Source organism: Paenibacillus sp. EB106-06-01-XG199 (assembly GCF_058791575.1).
This window is the reverse complement of the sequence record NZ_JBYTDQ010000004.1, coordinates 718,258-736,273: the sequence shown is the minus strand read 5'-3', so window position 1 is coordinate 736,273 and position 18,016 is coordinate 718,258. Positions and strand designations below refer to the sequence as shown.

General features: G+C 48.6%; 22 protein-coding genes, 5 tRNA genes and 1 CRISPR repeat array. Of the genes, 17 read left to right on the top strand and 10 right to left on the bottom strand.

Going from position 1 to position 18,016, the window contains the following annotated elements; translation table 11 throughout:
- Positions 1–373 precede the first annotated feature (373 nt).
- The gene (locus AC3WT9_RS18460) at positions 374–628 is read left to right on the top strand and encodes a hypothetical protein (RefSeq protein WP_341090392.1); all 255 of its coding nucleotides are present in this window, start codon (positions 374–376) and stop codon (positions 626–628) included.
- A 178-nt stretch (positions 629–806) separates the two neighbouring features.
- Here the strand turns inward: AC3WT9_RS18460 and AC3WT9_RS18455 are convergent, their stop codons facing one another.
- A complete protein-coding gene (locus AC3WT9_RS18455) occupies positions 807–1,085 on the bottom strand; it encodes a hypothetical protein (protein WP_341090394.1) in 279 nt (92 codons plus the stop codon).
- A gap of 141 nt (positions 1,086–1,226) precedes the next feature.
- On the opposite strand from AC3WT9_RS18455, the gene AC3WT9_RS18450 reads away from it, so the two are divergent.
- The gene (locus AC3WT9_RS18450; protein ID WP_038598778.1) at positions 1,227–1,400 is read left to right on the top strand and encodes a hypothetical protein; all 174 of its coding nucleotides are present in this window, start codon (positions 1,227–1,229) and stop codon (positions 1,398–1,400) included.
- Positions 1,401–1,714: 314 nt separating this feature from the next.
- Positions 1,715–2,085: a CRISPR direct-repeat array (repeat unit 32 nt; unit sequence GTCGCTCCCCGTGCGGGAGCGTGGATTGAAAC).
- A 322-nt stretch (positions 2,086–2,407) separates the two neighbouring features.
- Here AC3WT9_RS18450 and AC3WT9_RS18445 read toward each other — a convergent pair.
- Positions 2,408–2,989 (bottom strand): CGNR zinc finger domain-containing protein, encoded by a 582-nt coding sequence (locus tag AC3WT9_RS18445; protein WP_341377549.1) that lies wholly within the window; start codon positions 2,987–2,989, stop codon positions 2,408–2,410.
- Positions 2,990–3,155: 166 nt separating this feature from the next.
- Between AC3WT9_RS18445 and AC3WT9_RS18440 the strand changes: the two genes are divergently transcribed.
- Positions 3,156–3,647, top strand: coding sequence for a DinB family protein (locus AC3WT9_RS18440; RefSeq protein ID WP_341377551.1), 492 nt, complete (start codon positions 3,156–3,158; stop codon positions 3,645–3,647).
- A gap of 359 nt (positions 3,648–4,006) precedes the next feature.
- Here the strand turns inward: AC3WT9_RS18440 and cmpA are convergent, their stop codons facing one another.
- Positions 4,007–4,144: a cortex morphogenetic protein CmpA gene (gene cmpA, locus AC3WT9_RS18435; protein ID WP_144024341.1), complete on the bottom strand. Its 138-nt coding sequence runs from the start codon at positions 4,142–4,144 to the stop codon at positions 4,007–4,009.
- 77 nt (positions 4,145–4,221) lie between these two features.
- Positions 4,222–4,581 carry a hypothetical protein gene (locus tag AC3WT9_RS18430; protein WP_038586996.1) on the bottom strand — a complete coding sequence of 120 codons (360 nt, stop codon included), beginning with the start codon at positions 4,579–4,581 and terminating at the stop codon, positions 4,222–4,224.
- Positions 4,582–4,700: 119 nt separating this feature from the next.
- Between AC3WT9_RS18430 and AC3WT9_RS18425 the strand changes: the two genes are divergently transcribed.
- Positions 4,701–5,186, top strand: a complete 486-nt coding sequence (locus AC3WT9_RS18425; RefSeq protein WP_341380330.1) for a SprT family protein — start codon at positions 4,701–4,703, stop codon at positions 5,184–5,186.
- Here AC3WT9_RS18425 and AC3WT9_RS18420 read toward each other — a convergent pair.
- Together AC3WT9_RS18420 and AC3WT9_RS18415 are read right to left on the bottom strand one after the other, a co-directional pair.
- Positions 5,179–5,817, bottom strand: a complete 639-nt coding sequence (locus tag AC3WT9_RS18420) for a pentapeptide repeat-containing protein (protein WP_341377552.1) — start codon at positions 5,815–5,817, stop codon at positions 5,179–5,181. The two genes, AC3WT9_RS18425 and AC3WT9_RS18420, sit on opposite strands and share 8 nt — an antisense overlap.
- A gap of 459 nt (positions 5,818–6,276) precedes the next feature.
- Entirely contained in the window at positions 6,277–6,705 is a 429-nt protein-coding gene (locus tag AC3WT9_RS18415; protein WP_341377553.1) for an Lrp/AsnC family transcriptional regulator, read from the bottom strand.
- A 126-nt stretch (positions 6,706–6,831) separates the two neighbouring features.
- Here AC3WT9_RS18415 and AC3WT9_RS18410 point away from each other — a divergent pair, with 126 nt between their 5' ends.
- The 10 genes from AC3WT9_RS18410 to AC3WT9_RS18365 all read left to right on the top strand — a co-directional run bounded on the left by AC3WT9_RS18410 (position 6,832) and on the right by AC3WT9_RS18365 (position 13,336).
- Positions 6,832–7,596, top strand: a complete 765-nt coding sequence (locus AC3WT9_RS18410) for an MBL fold metallo-hydrolase (protein ID WP_341377554.1) — start codon at positions 6,832–6,834, stop codon at positions 7,594–7,596.
- 128 nt (positions 7,597–7,724) lie between these two features.
- Positions 7,725–7,800, top strand: a tRNA-Asn gene (locus AC3WT9_RS18405).
- A gap of 7 nt (positions 7,801–7,807) precedes the next feature.
- Positions 7,808–7,896, top strand: a tRNA-Ser gene (locus AC3WT9_RS18400).
- A gap of 452 nt (positions 7,897–8,348) precedes the next feature.
- Entirely contained in the window at positions 8,349–9,254 is a 906-nt protein-coding gene (locus AC3WT9_RS18395) for a branched-chain amino acid ABC transporter permease (RefSeq protein WP_341097576.1), read from the top strand.
- An 18-nt stretch (positions 9,255–9,272) separates the two neighbouring features.
- Complete coding sequence (locus AC3WT9_RS18390; protein WP_341380331.1) at positions 9,273–10,235, top strand: branched-chain amino acid ABC transporter permease; 963 nt, start codon at positions 9,273–9,275, stop codon at positions 10,233–10,235.
- Complete coding sequence (locus tag AC3WT9_RS18385; RefSeq protein ID WP_341090409.1) at positions 10,204–10,986, top strand: ABC transporter ATP-binding protein; 783 nt, start codon at positions 10,204–10,206, stop codon at positions 10,984–10,986. Before AC3WT9_RS18390 ends, AC3WT9_RS18385 begins: the two co-directional genes overlap by 32 nt.
- A 5-nt stretch (positions 10,987–10,991) precedes the next feature.
- Positions 10,992–11,693, top strand: coding sequence for an ABC transporter ATP-binding protein (locus AC3WT9_RS18380; RefSeq protein WP_341377555.1), 702 nt, complete (start codon positions 10,992–10,994; stop codon positions 11,691–11,693).
- A gap of 74 nt (positions 11,694–11,767) precedes the next feature.
- Positions 11,768–12,967: an ABC transporter substrate-binding protein gene (locus AC3WT9_RS18375; RefSeq protein ID WP_341377556.1), complete on the top strand. Its 1,200-nt coding sequence runs from the start codon at positions 11,768–11,770 to the stop codon at positions 12,965–12,967.
- A 209-nt stretch (positions 12,968–13,176) separates the two neighbouring features.
- Positions 13,177–13,248 (top strand) — tRNA-Glu (locus AC3WT9_RS18370).
- 5 nt (positions 13,249–13,253) lie between these two features.
- Positions 13,254–13,336, top strand: a tRNA-Leu gene (locus AC3WT9_RS18365).
- Between the two features lie 65 nt (positions 13,337–13,401).
- Here AC3WT9_RS18365 and AC3WT9_RS18360 read toward each other — a convergent pair.
- Positions 13,402–14,037, bottom strand: a complete 636-nt coding sequence (locus AC3WT9_RS18360; protein WP_341090416.1) for a nitrogen regulation protein NR(II) — start codon at positions 14,035–14,037, stop codon at positions 13,402–13,404.
- Positions 14,038–14,073: 36 nt separating this feature from the next.
- Positions 14,074–14,271 (bottom strand): transcriptional regulator, encoded by a 198-nt coding sequence (locus AC3WT9_RS18355; RefSeq protein WP_038587016.1) that lies wholly within the window; start codon positions 14,269–14,271, stop codon positions 14,074–14,076.
- A 143-nt stretch (positions 14,272–14,414) separates the two neighbouring features.
- Here AC3WT9_RS18355 and AC3WT9_RS18350 point away from each other — a divergent pair, with 143 nt between their 5' ends.
- From AC3WT9_RS18350 to AC3WT9_RS18340, 3 genes are all read left to right on the top strand, one after another.
- Positions 14,415–14,780 (top strand): helix-turn-helix domain-containing protein, encoded by a 366-nt coding sequence (locus AC3WT9_RS18350; protein ID WP_341377557.1) that lies wholly within the window; start codon positions 14,415–14,417, stop codon positions 14,778–14,780.
- Between the two features lie 83 nt (positions 14,781–14,863).
- A tRNA-Leu gene (locus tag AC3WT9_RS18345) sits at positions 14,864–14,946 on the top strand.
- Positions 14,947–15,036: 90 nt separating this feature from the next.
- Positions 15,037–15,978, top strand: coding sequence for a polysaccharide deacetylase family protein (locus tag AC3WT9_RS18340; protein ID WP_341377558.1), 942 nt, complete (start codon positions 15,037–15,039; stop codon positions 15,976–15,978).
- A 20-nt stretch (positions 15,979–15,998) separates the two neighbouring features.
- Here AC3WT9_RS18340 and AC3WT9_RS18335 read toward each other — a convergent pair whose 3' ends face one another.
- On the bottom strand, positions 15,999–16,646 hold the full coding sequence (locus AC3WT9_RS18335; RefSeq protein WP_341377559.1) for a GyrI-like domain-containing protein: 648 nt from the start codon (positions 16,644–16,646) through the stop codon (positions 15,999–16,001).
- A gap of 133 nt (positions 16,647–16,779) precedes the next feature.
- Complete coding sequence (locus AC3WT9_RS18330; protein ID WP_341377560.1) at positions 16,780–17,994, bottom strand: helix-turn-helix domain-containing protein; 1,215 nt, start codon at positions 17,992–17,994, stop codon at positions 16,780–16,782.
- Between the last annotated feature and the right edge of the window lie 22 nt (positions 17,995–18,016).

Genomic DNA, 18,016 nt, shown 5'->3' with positions numbered 1-18,016 from the left:
TGAGTGTAAAAGAATACGAAGACCCATTCAGTGACAAAAGAAACAAAAAGAAATAAGCCCGTTTAACGGGTAAGTGAAGATGACAAATTACACTGAGCCTGAACAAATGTGTGGTCAGGCTAGCGTCTTTAGGCGCAGTTTGGCAACAAGGGGTTATACCCCTAGAGCAAACCACCCGTTGGACGGGTGGTCCTGATTATTGACGCAATAGCTGATGTTTTTTGAGTATAGGAAAATCTGCGTTGCTGAGTTGAGAAACCAATGTTAAAATTCCCATAAATAAACAAAGTTCAGGGTGAATAAATATGATTGAACGGGAGGTTGAAGTGGAAAACAGGCAGAGCCGAAATGAACCTGAAGGGGATAGCTGAACATGATGATAGTTGGAACGATACTCGCGATTTTGGCTGCTGTGGTATTAACCATTTTTTTGGGCCCATACGGGATACTGGTATTGTTTGCAGTAGGGTTTGGTTTATTGCTGAGCATACACGTCAGAACGAAAGAAATTCATGACGACATGCAGAAAATCAAGGAGAAGCTTGGCCTTACAGCCGGCGATGAGTATGTCAGCGATCAGGAGATTGAGGCGGAGCTGGAGCAGGACAGAGTGAAGGAAGAGCATTAGGACGAGGAAACGGATAAGGATAAGGTTAGGATAAGGTAAGGACACAGATAAAGATTAGACAAAAAACTGATGAAAACTGAGTGCTTTTATATGAATTATTAGGAGGAGTGTATTTCCCCATGCAGGATTGATATTAAGTACTGTGGTATCTTGAAAAAGAAAATAACACGCTATAAAACTAGGTATCGGCTGAAAGTCGATTAAGACTAATGCCATCATGTAATCCTTGTTTGTACATTAATACTTCTGCAATCCCTTGAAGGAGGGTGGTGGCTGTATCATAATTTTGAAGAGTATCTTTACAATCATCAGGCAACTTGGTTAGTAAATCTAAAAAAATCCGGTTGCAATCACCAATTAGGTGCTTATATTCATCGGACTGAGACAAAATTGACTTATCGATGTAGTCCATACGTATGGATAGAAATTGATTAAAAGCGTGCTCTATATCAGCCATGATTGTTCCTCCGACAAAAAAATGAAATGGAATGTATATATTTAATTATATAGTGACATCACTTAGGTGTCAATGTGAATGTATGAGTGCGAATTTCACAATGATACAATAATGACATCACTTTTAGGGAGTAATAAATATATGGCTACGGATAAAAGAGTGTTTACTTTACGGTTAAAGGATGAAAATTTCAGTAAAATCAAATATATCGCAGACCGAAACAAGCGGTCCATTGCTATGCAGATAGAGTATCTAATCGAACAACAAATAGAACAGTTCGAAAAAGAAAAAGGAATTATAGAAATTGAAGAATGAAGCGTCAGTTTTTTTGTATGTCTTCGTTTTGTACCCTCGTACAATCCATTTCCTGTCTTAGCATGGTCCTCTTCTTAAATCAATTCTTCTCTGATTTATAAAATAAGTTATTTTAAGTTTTTGAAAAGGTGTTCCCTAGTCTGAAAAGTGCGAACCTGAAGCGCACATGGAATCTCTGGGAGAATCGCACCCTTGATGACAGAAGGTAATTCGTAAATTTTGCAGAATATACTTGTGATGAAGTATCTATATTTTGAGTGGTTCGCACTTTTAGCTGTTTGAACCCTTACGTAGTAAGGGTTTTCGGGTGAACTGTCGCTCCCCGTGCGGGAGCGTGGATTGAAACATCCCGCCGATCAGGTGCATCGCTGTCCAGGCGGGTCGCTCCCCGTGCGGGAGCGTGGATTGAAACGCGTTGATATACGTTGTTGCGTCTTCTACCGTTAGAGCGTCGCTCCCCGTGCGGGAGCGTGGATTGAAACTTATCGAGAATCAACGCTTCGGTTGCTGCCAAGTTATGTCGCTCCCCGTGCGGGAGCGTGGATTGAAACAGGAATGTGGAACAATGGGTCAAATCCCCAGTCGCGTCGCTCCCCGTGCGGGAGCGTGGATTGAAACATCCCGATCAAGTCATACTCCACGGCAAAGCTTATGTCGCTCCCCGTGCGGAAGCGTGGATTGAAACTATCAAATCTATCCCCGTAAGATCGCAAAAGAGCGTCGCTCCCCCCGGGAGCGTGGATTGAAACACGTTTGGCTTGAATGCAACGACGCGCGCATAACCGTCGCTCCCTACGGGAAGCGTAAATCGAAATCCAAATACTCCAACATGGTTTGCCCAAATAGCGCGTAGCCCCCTATACGCATGGTCACTTCAGCAAACTTTTTAGGCTAGATTTAACTTGTTTATGTGTGCCTTTTCAGGCGGCTACTTTCTTTATTCTCTATCATGGGATTATTGGTTTAAGTATGATTGAAGTGGATTCGATCTGGTGACCATCCTCCTATCATTTAACATGGTCCCCGGTATCCCCGGCCTCCTCTGCTTTTTTTCGTGCCCGGAAGCGGCGCACCTTCATCAGATTGCCGCAGAGCTTGTCGTCGCAGTAGCGCTTGGAGCGGTTGCGGGTATCGTCGTAGTAGACCCAGAGGCAGTCAGGATTGTCGCAGATGCGGAAACGGGAGATTTCCTTCTCCAGCAGGGCAGCAGCAAAAGAAGCGGCAATCTCGGCCATAACCTGTTCCCAGTCGGTGCGTTGCGGCAGAAGAGAGAGCTCCGCCCGGCCGTCCGGCTTCCAGACTACTTGTCTAATCGCTGGCCCTTTGCCCATATACATATTCAGTTGCTCCAGCAGCTTGGGATCTGTGCTATTGCCTTGCACGAGCTTCTGCACTTCGCTCCACAACAGGCCGCGCAGCTGCTTCAATTGCTCCAGTTCATCAGGCTCCAGCGGCGATGTTACCTGCAACGATTGCTGCTCCAGCCACTTCTCCAGCCATTCCTGATCCTCCAGCCTGTCCCGGTCCTTGCTGCGGTCGCCTGTCCGCCAATCCCGCCAATAGCTGTTAATGAAATCCTCCCACAGCACGGTTCATCCATCCTTCCGCAGCCTTCTCTTTCCCTTGATTGTAACAGTTAAAAATTACTTTTGCTAGTTACTTGAATCCTCCGCTTGAATATGCTACATTTCTTGTGTAACGGTTATCGGAGCTTTGAGTGGTTACATTGCTCACAATACTTTTAGGAGGTAAAACATGCAGAATAAGATTAGCGATGTTTTGCTGCAAAATTGGGATTATGCCATGGATGTCGAGGATTGGGCGCCGCCGCTAAGTGATGCGCTGCAGGGTGTGGATAGCATTCAGGCCAGCTGGAAGCCGGGCGAAGCGGGCAACTCCATCTGGGAGACGGTCAACCATCTGACGTACTACAAGGAACGTTTGCTTAATAAGCTCAAAGGCCTGCCGCAGCTGCCGGATGCAGGAAGCAACGACGCCACGTTTACCGTAACAGCAAGCGGGGAAGAAGCGTGGGAACAGGCAGTTGCCAAGCTGAAGACCATCCATGCCTCACTGCGGGAAGTGATTGAAGCGCTGGAAGAAGGCATCTACGACTGGGGCGGCTCGGGCCATGCTCCGGGTGAAGAAGTGATGAGCCTGATTTTACATGATTCCTACCACACCGGACAGATTGTGCTGGTCCGCAAGCTGCAAGGCTCCTGGCCTTCCCACCGCAGTTTTAACTGATTATTTAACATGCAATAATGAAGCCGCATCTCCGCTGTCCGGGTAAAACCTGGCCTTGTGGGGATGCGGCTATTTGTTTCAAGCAGGAAAAGCCGGGGTTAATGGGCGCTATACACAAGAAATCGGATTCCAGCGTTGTCGCATCCACCTTTATTAAATACGCGGCGTATATTATTATCATATTCGGAATCCTGTTCTTCCTGGTGAGATACGTTTTTCCGATGTTCTAAAATCATAGACGGATGAAGCAGTGTGCTTGCGGTAAATGTAAGCGCCTGAGGATCTTCACAAATCAAAAGCCACGGCTACCTGACGGTAATCGTGGCTTTTGATCTTCACACCTGGACTGCAATATAACTCTATACTTCTCTAGGTACAGAATCACGGGATTCGGCGGAATTGCGGTAAAAAAACCAGCATTCGTTCAGCAGCTTGATCTGACGGCGGTCCTTTTTGAAATAAGCCTTCATGAGCTGATGGCAGAGCCACTGTGGCAAGTGTACCCCTCCTCTGGCATGCTTCCTATGTACAGCATATGGGAAGGAGTGCCCAAAGGTGCGGCGAAGGCTACAATTTAATGAATACCTTCTTCTTCCTCTTCGTACCACTGTTCCAACTGTGCCTGCAGCGCACGGATTTCCGTCAGCAGCGAGATCAGCGGATAATTATTCTCCTGAATGGAGGAAAAAGCGCTCTCCAGCCGGTTGATGTACGCAAGCCCCGACTCCAGCGTATACCCCTCGCGCAGCAGATCCAGCGAATCACATTCCGCGATGGCCAGGGGCAGATTCGGCACATTGTCCGCCGTCAGCTTGTCGATCTCTTTATTGAGGCGGAGATTAAGCGCGCTCAGCTGGTACGCATATTCCTCCGGCATTTCCACAAACTGCAATTCCTGTTTCTGCTGCAAAATTACATACCGCATTTTCGGCATACGTCATTCTCCCTCCGGACTTGTCTTCCTTCTTGACAGTTTAGCCTATGGGCAAGTTACAATTCAAGTAGAGATCTTATTTCCTGTGGAGAGGACCTGTGAGAAACGCTATGACGACTATGAGTAACGAAGAGCTGCAGCTGTGGATCGAGCAGGTGTCGCTGGGCAGCTTTGGCGTGCCATTCCGGCACAAAGCAAGCTTTAACAACAGACTTACGACAACAGGCGGACGATATTTTACCAAAAGCCATAATATAGAGATTAACCCGCAACAGCTGGCGATGTATGGGCGCGAAGAGACGGAGAAGATCATCAAGCACGAGCTCTGCCACTACCATCTGCATCTGGCGAAGCGGGGATATATGCACCGGGATGCCGATTTCAAAAGCCTGCTGGCCCAGGTCGGCGGAAGCCGTTACTGCGGAGCGCTGCCGGGGGCCAAGGCCCGTAAGCCGCAGCCTTACCGTTATAAGCTCGTGTGCACCGATTGTGCCATGGAATATCCGCGCAAGCGCAAGGCTGACCCGAAGCGCTACCGCTGCGGCAAATGTGCCGGTAAGTTGAAGCTGATAGCACTAGAAGCAGGTAATGGCCAGTCTACTTAATGACGAGGCCCAGCAGCCCGGCAAAAGAAGCTGCCTGATCTGCGGAAATAATACAGCCTGGCAGATCTTCAATATCCACATTCAGGCCGCTGAATTCGCAGTCGCTTAAGTCGATATCTCTTAATTTGGAGCCTGCCATTACCGCCTGATCGATTTTGCAGACTGAGAACGACATTTTATTGAAGCTGGATTGATAGAAGTCGGCGCTGTTCAGTGAACTGTTCTCGAAGGCCGTTTGTTTGAAGTTTCCTAACCGGAAGCTGGCGAAGTCGCCTATGCAGTCCGTCACACGGACATTCTGGAATCTTGCTCGGGTAAAGTCGGTTCCGATCATTTTACACAGCTTGAACTCAGTCCGGTGAATGAAGGCTTCGCTAAAATCGACGTTGGACAGATCGCAGTTTTCAAAGATCACATCCGTCAGCTCGACAGCACGGAGTGTGGACTCGGTAATCGTGACATTTTTGAACAGCACTTTATCGAAGGATACCTTGGACGCTTCCTGGTATTCAATGAAGGTATCGCTGATGGCGCAGAGGCTGAACTCCTCCTTGGACTCCAGGGAGAACACTTGCTGCACTGGCAGAGAGAGCGGGTCGGCGATTTTGGGCGGATCAATTTTATGATTCATGCTGGCCTCCAATAATGATAATGAGTGGTTCCGTCGCCGAAGCAGCGGGTGGATGAGTTAACTATCCTGCGCGGCAGGTGTTTTGTCAATGTTCCGGTAGTGTGCTGGAGGCTAGCTCAGAACAGGGATAACAGCCTCGTTATAACGGGAGCCCAGAGGCTTTCTACTGCAAAAAGTCAGGGGGACTGGGCAAATTCTATTGCACAGAATACAGCAGAACGCCGATTCAGACGGCTGAGAGGCAAATCTATTGTATAGAATGCAGCAGATTGAGGTAGGGGTAGAGGTAGAGACCTTTCACAGAGTCACTCAATTGATGTTCAGCGGAGGGCGGCTGGTATTTCTCGAAAAATATGCAGCAAAAAACAGCTATTTGGCGTTATTGCCAATCAGCTGTTTTTGCTATTCACCTATTCTGCTGCTCATCTATTCTGCTGTCCACCTGGTGATATCTGCGGTTTATTTGAGCTGTTTCATGCCCAGATTAATCCGATAATTGCCATACTCCAGCAGTTCGTCGAGAAAACCATTCAGCTCCGCCTGATCCCCGGTACGAACGCGCATCCAGTAGCAGCCTTCCCCGCTGACCCGGTGCAGTTCCACTACGCTGCTGTGGTTTTGGGCGAACTTTTGAAAGGGTGGATGGGCGGCGTTGGAGCTTAAGAACACGGTGATAAAGGCGTGGATGCTTTGTCCGATTTTGAGCGGATTCCAGCGGACGGTATAACCTTCGATAATCTCCAGTTCCCGCATTCTGCGGATTCGTGCGCCTACCGCCTGCCCCGTCATATGAACATATTCTCCGATGTCCTTGTGGCTGAGCGTGGAGTCTTCTATAAGATATTGAAGGATGCGGTAATCCGTATCGTCGATGAGGTAGGGGGTCATAAGTTAAATTCCTTTCCAGATGAAAATAGAACAGGCCAATCTCTTTCACGGCACAATGTATTCCGCACGCAGGTCCATTTATAATTAATTGTAGCAGAAGACAGCTGGAAAGAAGAGGTGTTTAGAATGAAAATTCAATTGATCCGCAATGCGGCCTTATGGCTGGAATACGGCGGTGTTACCTTCCTGATCGACCCGATGCTCAGCGAACAGGGAGCCAATCCGCCGATTGTGAATACGGAGAATGACCGCAGAAATCCGCTCGTTCCTTTGCCGGGCCCGGTTCAGCAGTGGCTTTCACCGGATGCTGTGCTGGTTACACATCTGCATCAGGATCACTGGGATGCGGCGGCGGTGTCACTTTTGCCGCATGAGATCCCGCTGTTATGCCAGGATGGGGATCAGGAGACTATCGCTGCCCAAGGGTTCGGCAATATCACCGTGGTAGAAGACAACACTGCATTAACGTTCCGTGGGGTGACCCTGACACGAACCGCAGGCCGGCATGGAACAGGAGAGATCGGAGAGTGGATGGGCAAGGTATCCGGTTTTGTCTTTCAGGCTGAAGGTGAGCCTGTACTGTATCTGGCCGGAGACACCATCTGGTGTCCGGAGGTCAAACAAGCCTTGGACGAGTATAGTCCGGAAGCGGTCATTGTCAATGCCGGAGGCGCACGGTTTATAACGGGAGGGCATATTACAATGAATGATCAGGATGTCGTTGATTTATGCCATTATGCCCCTGAAACATCCGTCATCGCCGTCCATATGGATGCCATTAATCATTGCCTGGTTACACGTGACTTGCTTAAAGCACGCTTGCAGCAGGAGGGGCTGCTGGACCGTGTTGACCTTCCGCTGGATGGAGAATGGATTCAGGTTGATGCCTAAATCTAAGCTTCGTGTATAGTGTTGGGCCCGTCAGATACATGAGCTGATTGTAAACGATCTCAGAGTGGCTTTTGTCCGCTTGACTAGATCACGAAATCATGATAAATTAATCCTTGTTCATGTAATGTTCCCTGATAGCTCAGTTGGTAGAGCACTCGACTGTTAATCGAGTTGTCACAGGTTCGAGTCCTGTTCGGGGAGCCATTTACTTGGAGAGATACCCAAGTGGCTATAAGGGGACCCTCTGCTAAGGGGTTAGACTGCGTAAGCGGTGCGAGGGTTCGAATCCCTCTCTCTCCGTATTGATACTTTCAGACAGTAAGAGCTCCCGAGCGGGGCTCTTTTTTTGGTGCTGTATCTCATACTTTTTCAGCTGGACTACTGTTGCAACCCGTTACCTCTTTAATAAATTGAAGGATTGAAGCTGTAAAGAGACAAATGTTATATTTTTTACGGAAAAACAAAGAATTGTAACAGAAAAGGAAATATATATAAAAACAAACGACCTTTAAAATCCTCTGCTTTACTCCGTTTTTCATCGTTTTTTGCGAATAATGCATGAAACACTTCGTATAACTCACTCGTTACGTCAATAAATATAACGTTTAATTTCGAAAATTATATTAAAACCACTCATATATTAGTGACGGAGAAATAACTGTATGTTAATATAAATGACATCTTGAGGGATTGAACAGAATGTAAGGCGTAGAAAGGAGAATTTTGATTATTATGGAGAGAAGGGGATGGCGATGGAGTACTTCATCCAGCAGTTAATTAACGGGATTTCCGTAGGCAGTATTTACGCTCTAATCGCCCTTGGTTACACCATGGTGTACGGAATTATTAAGCTGATCAATTTTGCGCATGGGGATGTGTTTATGGTCGGTTCGTTTATCGGACTGTACAGCGCAAAATACTTGGCGAACGCAGGGCTCCCTCCTGTGCTTGTGTTGATCTTGTCACTTATGATTTCGATGACCATCAGCGCACTGCTGGGCATCACGATTGAACGCTTCGCCTACAAGCCGCTGCGTAAATCGACCCGGATAGCCGCACTTATTACGGCCATTGGCGTATCGTTCCTGCTGGAATACACCGGAGTGCTTATTCTTGGGCCTCAGGCCAAAGGCTTCCCGGACATAATGGATAAGAAACAGTACCAGTTGTTCGGCACATCCATTCAAGTGGAATCCAATCAAGTCATGATTCTTCTAACAACCATAATTCTTATGATTCTCTTGCAATATATCGTACGTTACACCAAAACCGGTAAAGCGATGCGGGCGGTATCGTTCGATGTGGAGGCGGCCCGTTTGATGGGGATCAACGTAGACCGCACCATCTCGGCAACCTTTGCTATCGGTTCTGCGCTGGCCGCTGCTGCCGGAGTGATTTTCGGCATGACTTACAACTCTGTCGATCCGCTAATGGGCGTTATGCCAGGGCTTAAAGCATTTGTAGCCGCAGTGCTTGGAGGCATAGGAAGTATTCCCGGGGCGCTTGTTGGCGGATTGCTGCTGGGAACGGTAGAGACGGAGATTTCTTCGCTCGGATTTTCCTCCTGGCGTGATGGAGTAGCTTTTGCAGTACTGATCCTGATCCTTATCTTTAAACCATCCGGGCTGTTCGGCAAGAATGTCCGGGAGAAAGTGTAGGAGGGAACCGGCGTGAAGATGACAAGTAAAAAATTCTGGATGGGCATTATTGTTGCCCTGGCGTTTTATGGAGTCGTTCAAGTTCTTCTAACAACGGAAATATTCAGTGATGTTACAAGGTCGATGCTTCTCTTGATCGGTGTCAACATCATGCTGGCGGTATCGCTTAACCTCATTACCGGGATTACCGGACAATTCTCCATCGGTCATGCAGGTTTTATGTCTGTAGGTGCGTACACTTCGGCGATTCTGACACTGGATTATAACGTTCCATTCGTTCCGGCGATTATTGCCGGCGGTTTGCTCGCTGCCGTGTTTGGGGTCCTGATCGGAATGCCTACCCTCCGGCTGAATGGTGACTATCTGGCCATCGCCACACTGGGGTTCGGCGAGATTATCCGGATCATCATGCTGAACACGGAATTCGTCGGCGGTGCCTCCGGGCTCAGCGGCATCCCTGCCAAAACGACCTGGACCCTGCTATTTCTCTTTACCTTAATTACAGTGGTTATGATCAATAACTTTATAAGATCCACACATGGCCGGGCCTGCCTTGCCATCCGCGAGAATGAAATCGCCGCAGAGGCGATGGGGATTAACACGACGCGTTATAAGATTATTGCCTTTACAATCGGAGCATTGTTCGCCGGTATAGCGGGCGGATTGTCTGCGCATACGTTCTACGTGATTACTCCGGGCAGCTTTAACTTTCTGAAATCGTTCGAGATTATCGTTATGGTTGTTCTCGGAGGACTCGGCAGTACAGCCGGCTCCATTGTGGGTGCTGTCTTCGTTACCTTGCTCTACACCTATCTGCGTGAATTCCCGGAATGGCGGATGATTATTTATTCGATCGTTCTGATCCTGATGATGATATTCCGTCCAAGCGGGCTGCTGGGTACAACGAAATTTTCATTCGGCAAGCTTGGCAAAAAGGAGGTGAAGGCAGATGACAGCATCACAGGCAGCAGTGCTTCTTGACGTTAAAGAGGCCAGCCGTTCCTTTGGAGGGCTTAAGGCGCTCAGTGAAGTTTCGCTTCACATTAACAAAGGTGAACTGATCGGTCTGATTGGGCCGAATGGTGCCGGCAAAACGACGCTTTTCAACCTGTTAACCGGCGTATACCCGCCCTCTACAGGCAGCATTCTTCTTAACCATGAATCCATTGGCGGGATGAAGCCCTACAAGATCAACCATAAGGGCGCTGCGCGCACCTTCCAGAATATCCGGCTGTTTACGGCCATGACAGTATTGGAGAATGTCAAAATCGCCTTTCACCAGCATGCCAGACATTCCTTGTTCACCTCCATGCTGCGGCTGCCGAAGCATTTCAAGGGAGAGGACGAAATTACACGGAAGGCGATGGATATTCTCAAAATATTCAATCTCGCGGACCAGAATGAAGAGGTTGCCAGCAATCTCAGCTATGGTAACCAGCGGCGTCTGGAAATTGCCCGGGCGCTGGCGGCCGGGCCGAAGCTGCTGCTGCTGGATGAACCGGCAGCGGGTATGAACCCGAATGAGACGCGGGACTTAATGAATCTGATTGCCTGGATCCGCGAGGAATTTGACCTCACCATTCTGCTGATCGAGCATGACATGTCGCTTGTTATGGGCGTCTGTAACCGGATTTATGTCTTGGATCGCGGGATACTGATTGCTGACGGAACTCCGGCGGAGATTCGGAATAATCCCAAGGTTATCGAAGCGTATTTGGGACAGGAGGCGTAATGGCAATGCTTAAAGTACAGGGGATCAATGTTTATTATGGAGCCATTCACGCTTTGAAGGATCTTAGCATCCATGTCGGGCAAGGGGAAATTGTAACACTGATCGGAGCCAATGGTGCAGGCAAGTCGACGCTCCTGAAGACTCTGTCAGGTCTGCTTAAACCCAAAACAGGCAGCATTGAATTTCTGGATAAATCAATAACCAGCCAGAGTGTTCAGGCGATCGTCAGACAGGGCCTGATCCATTGTCCTGAAGGACGCCGCGTGTTCGCCAATATGTCCGTTGAAGAGAACCTTGAGCTTGGCGCTTACCTGCAGGAACCCGGAAGTCTGGCGGCTGATTTCGAGAAGGTGTACGACATCTTTCCGAGGCTTCGTGAACGCAAGAAGCAGCAGGCAGGTACTTTGTCCGGTGGCGAACAGCAGATGCTTGCCATGGGGCGGGCCATTATGGGGCATCCCCAGCTGCTGCTGCTGGATGAGCCGTCCATGGGGCTTGCGCCGCTGCTGGTACAGGATATTTTCAAGATTATTAAAGATGTGAACGAAGCCGGAACTACTGTGCTGCTGGTGGAGCAAAATGCGCATCAGGCGCTCAAAATCGCCCACCGCGCCTACGTGCTGGAAACGGGCAGGGTTGTTCTTGAAGGGGATGCCAAGGAATTGGCAGATTCCGAAGAAATCAAAATGGCCTATCTCGGGCACTAAGAGGTTAGCCTCACTAAGGGCATCATAGAAACAACATATATACAATTCTATTATCCGGGAGGCTGGGAGAAACTATGAAGAAAATTGGGGCCATTATTTTGTCAACAGTACTGATTGCAGTATTGGCATCGGGCTGCGGCAACGACAACACAGAGAACAGCGGAAACTCTGCAAGCGGCGGCAACTCTGGCGGGGACACTATCAAAATCGGCGCGAACCTTGAGCTCACGGGCGGCCAGGCCTCTTTCGGCGATTCCGTATCCAAAGGCGCGAAGCTGGCGGTACAGCAGATCAATGACGCAGGCGGCATACTCGGCAAGAAACTGGAATTAATCGTAGCCGATAACGCCTCGAAATCCGAGGAAGCCACGCAAGCTGCGCAAAAACTGATTACCAATGATAAGGTTGTTACCATCATCGGTGCTTCGACCTCGACCAACACGCTGGGGATCGTCCCGGTGGCTACGGAGAAGAAAATACCTCTGGTATCTGTAGGTGCCACCAACCCTAAAGTGACGGTGGATGAGCGCAGTGGCAAAGTAAACGAATGGGTGTTTCGCACGGCCTTTATCGATCCTTTCCAAGGAGAAGTTATGGCTAACTTTGCCGTAGATTCGCTAAAAGCTAAAACAGCTGTAATTTACACAGACACGTCGAGTGACTATTCCAAAGGTCTGCAAAAGTTCTTTGAAGAAACCTTCAAGGAAAAGGGCGGAGAGGTACTGAGCCAGGAATCCTATCAGCAAAAAGACTCCGACTTCAAAGCCGTGCTGACACGGATCAAAGAGCAAAACCCGGATGTAATCTATCTGCCGGGCTACTATGAAGAAGTCGGCAAAATCGTAAAGCAAGCCCGCGAGATGGGCATTACAGTTCCCTTCCTCGGCGGCGACGGCTGGGATTCTCCGCAACTCGCTGAAATCGCCGGCAAAGAGGCTCTGGACAACACTTATATGTCCAACCATTACTCAGCGGAAGATACCGCTACTGAAGTTACATCCTTCGTTGATGCCTACAAAGCTGCCAATGGGGGCGCAGTACCGGACGGGATGGCCGCTCTTGGTTATGATTCCCTGAAGCTGGTTGCTGACGCCATTACCCGTGCAGGTGAGGCCGATCCTGCCAAGATTAAAGATGCTTTGGCAGCGACCAAAGATCTGCAGCTGGCTACCGGTAAAATCACGCTCAACGAAACACATGACCCTGTTAAAGCAGCTGTCGTTCTGAAATTCGTTGCCGGCACACAAACTTTCGAAACAAAGGTAAATCCGTAAGAGGTTCAGGCGCAGGTACTGAATGTGCAAGGAGTGTGGCGATACAGAAAAGTTGGAGGGTCTTTGCGGGAAGGCGGAGATTTAGCGGGGATGAACGGCTGATTGCTGCAGCTGTGAATGTCCGTTATTTTTTTGAGAAAAGTTCTTGTCAAATTAGCCTGGGTTTGATATACTCATTTTTGTTGTGACAAAGACAACTTATCAAGCATGGCCCGTTGGTCAAGGGGTTAAGACACCTCCCTTTCACGGAGGTAACATGGGTTCGAATCCCATACGGGTCATATATGCGGTAGTGGTGGAATGGCAGACACGCTATCTTGAGGGGGTAGTGGGTGTATACCCGTGGAGGTTCGAGTCCTCTCTACCGCATACGATGTTTAGGAGAGAAAGTCCTTGATATTCAAGGGCTTTTTTCTTTGCATTCACAGGAAGAATCACCACTTCAGAGCTGCGGCGTATTTCGGGTACAGCTCACGGATGCAATCCGGACAAATATCATGGGTGAATTGCAAAGACAGCTGCTGCAGCAGGAAACGTTCAATGGTCACCCACTCCTCGCTGCTGTTGCGGATAGATTTGCAGGAGGCGCAGATAGGAACAAGAGGTTGGGCGTTCTTCTGGTGCAAACGCAACGGCTGGATCGTTCGGACAGGCTGAACAGGCTGACTTGTGACAACAGGGCCAACATCCTGCAGAGAGAGAATGATAGCCTGGTTTGCTGCCGGATTCTCATGGATCAGCGGAAAGGCATCTACACGGAATCTTCTGCTGCCTTTGGCCGCAGTCTGTAGAATAAACTCAGAACTGGATATTAAAGACTCGCCGCGAAGGATGTGATGCAGCGCCTCCTTAAGTGCAGTGATCTGGGAAGGGACCGACATCGATTGTTCGAACAACTCCAGACCATCAGCGCCGGTCCAATCGGCATGCGGGGAGAGTCCATAGTGGTTGTTGTATTCCTTCCAGGAGTCGTTGGTGAACAGGATGATCCCCTGGCTGTCGATAACCAGTGCATTATGCGGCAGAGCATTAAGGGAACGGATGAGGGAAGTGGATATGCTGAATGGCAAAGGTTATCTCTCCTTGATAGTTTGCAGGATGGAAAGCTAGGATGGAGGCAGGTTAAGCAGCTCTGCGACTTGGCGCCTGTAGCGCTCGGCCCTGCGGGTGCCGTGAATCAGATTGGATAGGCGATAAGGCGGAATTCCGTACAGCTCGCAGAATTTCTTCTGATCCATGTGCATTTCCGTCAGCCGCTGTTTGATTGCCCAGCCAAAAGGAGTAACAGGACGTTTACTGTTCAAAACACTTCACCTCTTATCGACTATCCAGTCGTGTGATATAATGAATGGGAATAATAATAGTTAATTATATACTTTTTTACGTCATTTTACAATAAAAAATACGTAAATAAGTATATTTAAATAGTGCGGAAGGCGGATTGCTGATGGCGTCGATATACGAACGGATAGAATATTTGATCAAACAAAAAGGACTGACAAAAAAGTCCTTCTGCGAACAGCTGAATATCAGTACCGGCAACATGGGGGATTGGAAGCGGGGCAAGTCGACGCCCGGAACACATAAGCTGATCGAGATCGGTGCTTTTTTTCATGTGAGTCTGGATTGGCTGATTCTGGGCAAAACTACAACGGAGATTCTTCGCGAAGGCGGGGAGGATTATTTTTCTGGCCAAATACGGCAATTGAATTGCCAAAGTGAGGAATTGCCGCAGAATGAGCAAGAATTTATTAAGGAATATATCGAGTTTGCCCGATACCGCAGGCTTAAAGAAAACGAAGAAAATTCTTAAAGTGGTGTCTTTACATTTTGCTGAAATGGATTTATAATATTGAATGTTGGCCTCAAACATTGATTTAACGTTATACTCACCGCGCGGTAGTGGTGGAATGGCAGACACGCTATCTTGAGGGGGTAGTGGGTGTATACCCGTGGAGGTTCGAGTCCTCTCTACCGCATACATGAAGAAACCTGAAATTCCTTGTTACTCAAGGGATTTCAGGTTTTTTTGTTTTGTTTTATAGACTGACCCAATGGAGGGAAAAAGAGTGCCGAATAAAATTCACAACTCCAATGAGCGGTTCCTGATCGTTACCGCCGACGATTTCGGAATGTGCCATTCCATGAATGAGGCTATTATGAACCTGTACCAAGCCGATGCAATTAATTCCAGCATGATTATGATGCCGGGGCCCTGGGCGAAAGAGGCTGCTGAGTATGCCAAAAATCATCACAATGTTAATGTGGGAATTCATCTTACGCTTACTTCGAGTCTCCCGGCCTATAAGTGGGGCCCAGTTACCAGGAGTTCCAGGATACAGTCGTTAATTACTGCAAAAGGATATTTTTGGGAACATGCAGCTCATGTGGAAGAGCGGGCTACTGCTGAAGCCATCCGAACTGAAATCCGAAGTCAGATCGAGATGGCTCTAACGCTGGGGATTGAACCGACACACTTGGACAGTCATGAGGGCAGTTTATTGGGATTGTCGAGAGGCCGGGATTTTCTGGAGATTGTATTTGATCTGTGCCAGGAGTACCGGTTGCCTTTTAAGCTGCCTGTTAATATAGTAAATCAATCATTTCTGGATTTAGCGATGAGGGAATTAATGACGGAGAGGATTGAATCGGCACGGAAAAGAGGGATCTTGTTAATTGATGACTTGATTAATCTTCCCTATCACTTGGAGCAGGGGGAGGACTATGACATTGCTAAGGCTAAAATGATGGAAGCTATAAAAGGTGTGGGAGGAGGGATAACCGAAGTTGTCATCCATCCTGCGCTGAATACTTATGAAATGCGGGCAATTACTCCACACTGGAAGAAAAGGGAGATCGAGTACCTGTTATTTATGGATGAGGATATTCACAGATTACTGCAAACCGAAAAGATTCAGCTTATTTCATGGAAAGATATACGCGATAGACAACGTCAGGCCAGTGGAGGTGACACGACGGGAAACCCGGACTACATTGGTTGCCGTTCGTAGGATGCAAACGCGGATCGCCGCTATTTTTCCACCACAGGTACGCACAGATGGGCCTCGAATCTTTCGTCGTCAGGCCCTGACTTCTCTGTATAGTTGATGAAGAAAACACCGGCTTCGTTGAATTTGAATTCACCTGATGGCAGCCATTCCTGATGGATATAATCCCATGTGCTCTGAAACGCAGCAGCCGGCACACCCTTGGCGATAAAAATGGCATATTTGGATGCGGGGTAATCCTTATGCACAAGTCCTTCGGGAACTGTACCGGGATCTCCTACCTCAACGCCTAAAAAATAGCCGGTATCCCAGGCGGATTGCTCCCACAGCTTGGGAACCGAATCGCGGCCTTCGAAGATGCCCAGGTAACAGCCGCTGCTCTGGACTTTTGACAGAATGGAATCAAATTTGCTGTCGATATCGAATTCCCCGAAGACATGTCCCCAAATATCGGCATAAGGTTCGCCTGCTTGATTGAGGTTCTGCCAGCCAATGACTTGAAGCTCCGGTAAATCTAGCACATAAGGCTTTTCTCCGCCAATGGAGTCGGTGCGCTGAGGGGCTTCTTTTTCCAGCTGCTGGCGGATCAGTTCGATTACCCGCGGTTTGAATTTAGGGGCGTATCCCTCGGTTGTTCGATCATAGCTGCTCTGGCGTAACGGGTCTGTCATGCATAATTCCTCCTAGCTCATTTGTTCTTCCTCTTCATTATAAAGGGGATCTGAAGCGATGGATTGTCCGTTTATAACAGAATGTTGCCAATAGCAATACACACCTTCATGGAGACCTCTTCATAGGTTTCATTTACGGTATAGAGGGCAAAGGGCTGCCGGCCCGCCTATAGCAGCAGTTTTCCTCCAGCCAGCGGGTCATAATATCCGCAAGTCCTGTGAAATCCCCGAAACTGTCTGCGGTTAATACCGCATAAAGCCCTGCTTCTAAGTTAACAACACTCAGACCGTCTTCGGCAGGTAATTCGCCCGTTTCTGTCTGCTCGACACCGCACAAATATCCATTGCTGGTAATCTCCACATAAAACGACGATGGAAGGAATCCACGTTGATTGATCTGCGATAAAAGCTTGGCCGAAGCTTCTTCTTCCGCATGACTGCCTTCGGCATGGGCGACGATATAGTGCTGCTGCTCAAATGGGGTTACTTCAATGATGTAGCTGCTTTGCTTGCGGATAATGGGCAGGGATAGACGAAGCTCTTTGATGGTCCCTGTCTTTTGAATGATGAATTCCTCACGGCAATGATCACCTGCCAGGGTGAACACGCTTTTGGCCAGCCAATGGCTGTAAAGGTAGTCCCAGGCCTGGTTGATGCTTCCGGTAAAAGGTACGGATAAGACGGCAAACTCACCGCCGCATAACGTAGCTGGCTCTATGGAGTGATAACCGGTCTCCCCCAGGGCGGAAATCCAGTACTCGTGATTCTGGGTATCTATGAATATGTTGTACGATTGTCTGGACCGCCCAACCTGCACAGGGGTTAATCCGAAGAGTCTAAAATTCATGCCCGTACGCTTGGCTGTGAAGACCGCTTGTTTCAGTGCGTTGATGGCTTGCTGTTCGATGTCTGTGTCTCCTGCGGCGAGGTAAACGGCGGTCAGGCCATGCAGCGGTTGCCCGGACTGGATCTTAATGGCTGTCTCCGCCAAGTGGAGGGGGAACTGCCCGGGGAGGAAGGTATAGAACATGCTGCTCCGTTTGTATTCCATTGGCGTAAGACCGACGATTTTTTTAAAGACCTTGGAGAAGGAAGGCAGGGAGTCAAAGCCGTTGCCCAGCGCAATTTCGGTAATGGATAACCCGGAGTTCTTGATCTGGGCGCATGCGTTGCTGATTCTTCTTTTGCGGATATAGTCTTTAATGGAATGGCCGGATACGCAGTAGAATTCCCGGTACAGCTGCATCAAAGAAACATATCCCCTCCGGGCGAGGTTGTCGAGGCTGATCTCTTCATTCAGATGATCCTCGATATAATCGAAAACCCGCTTCAAAACATCCTGCTTCATAGCCAACCTGCTTTCAGGGGAA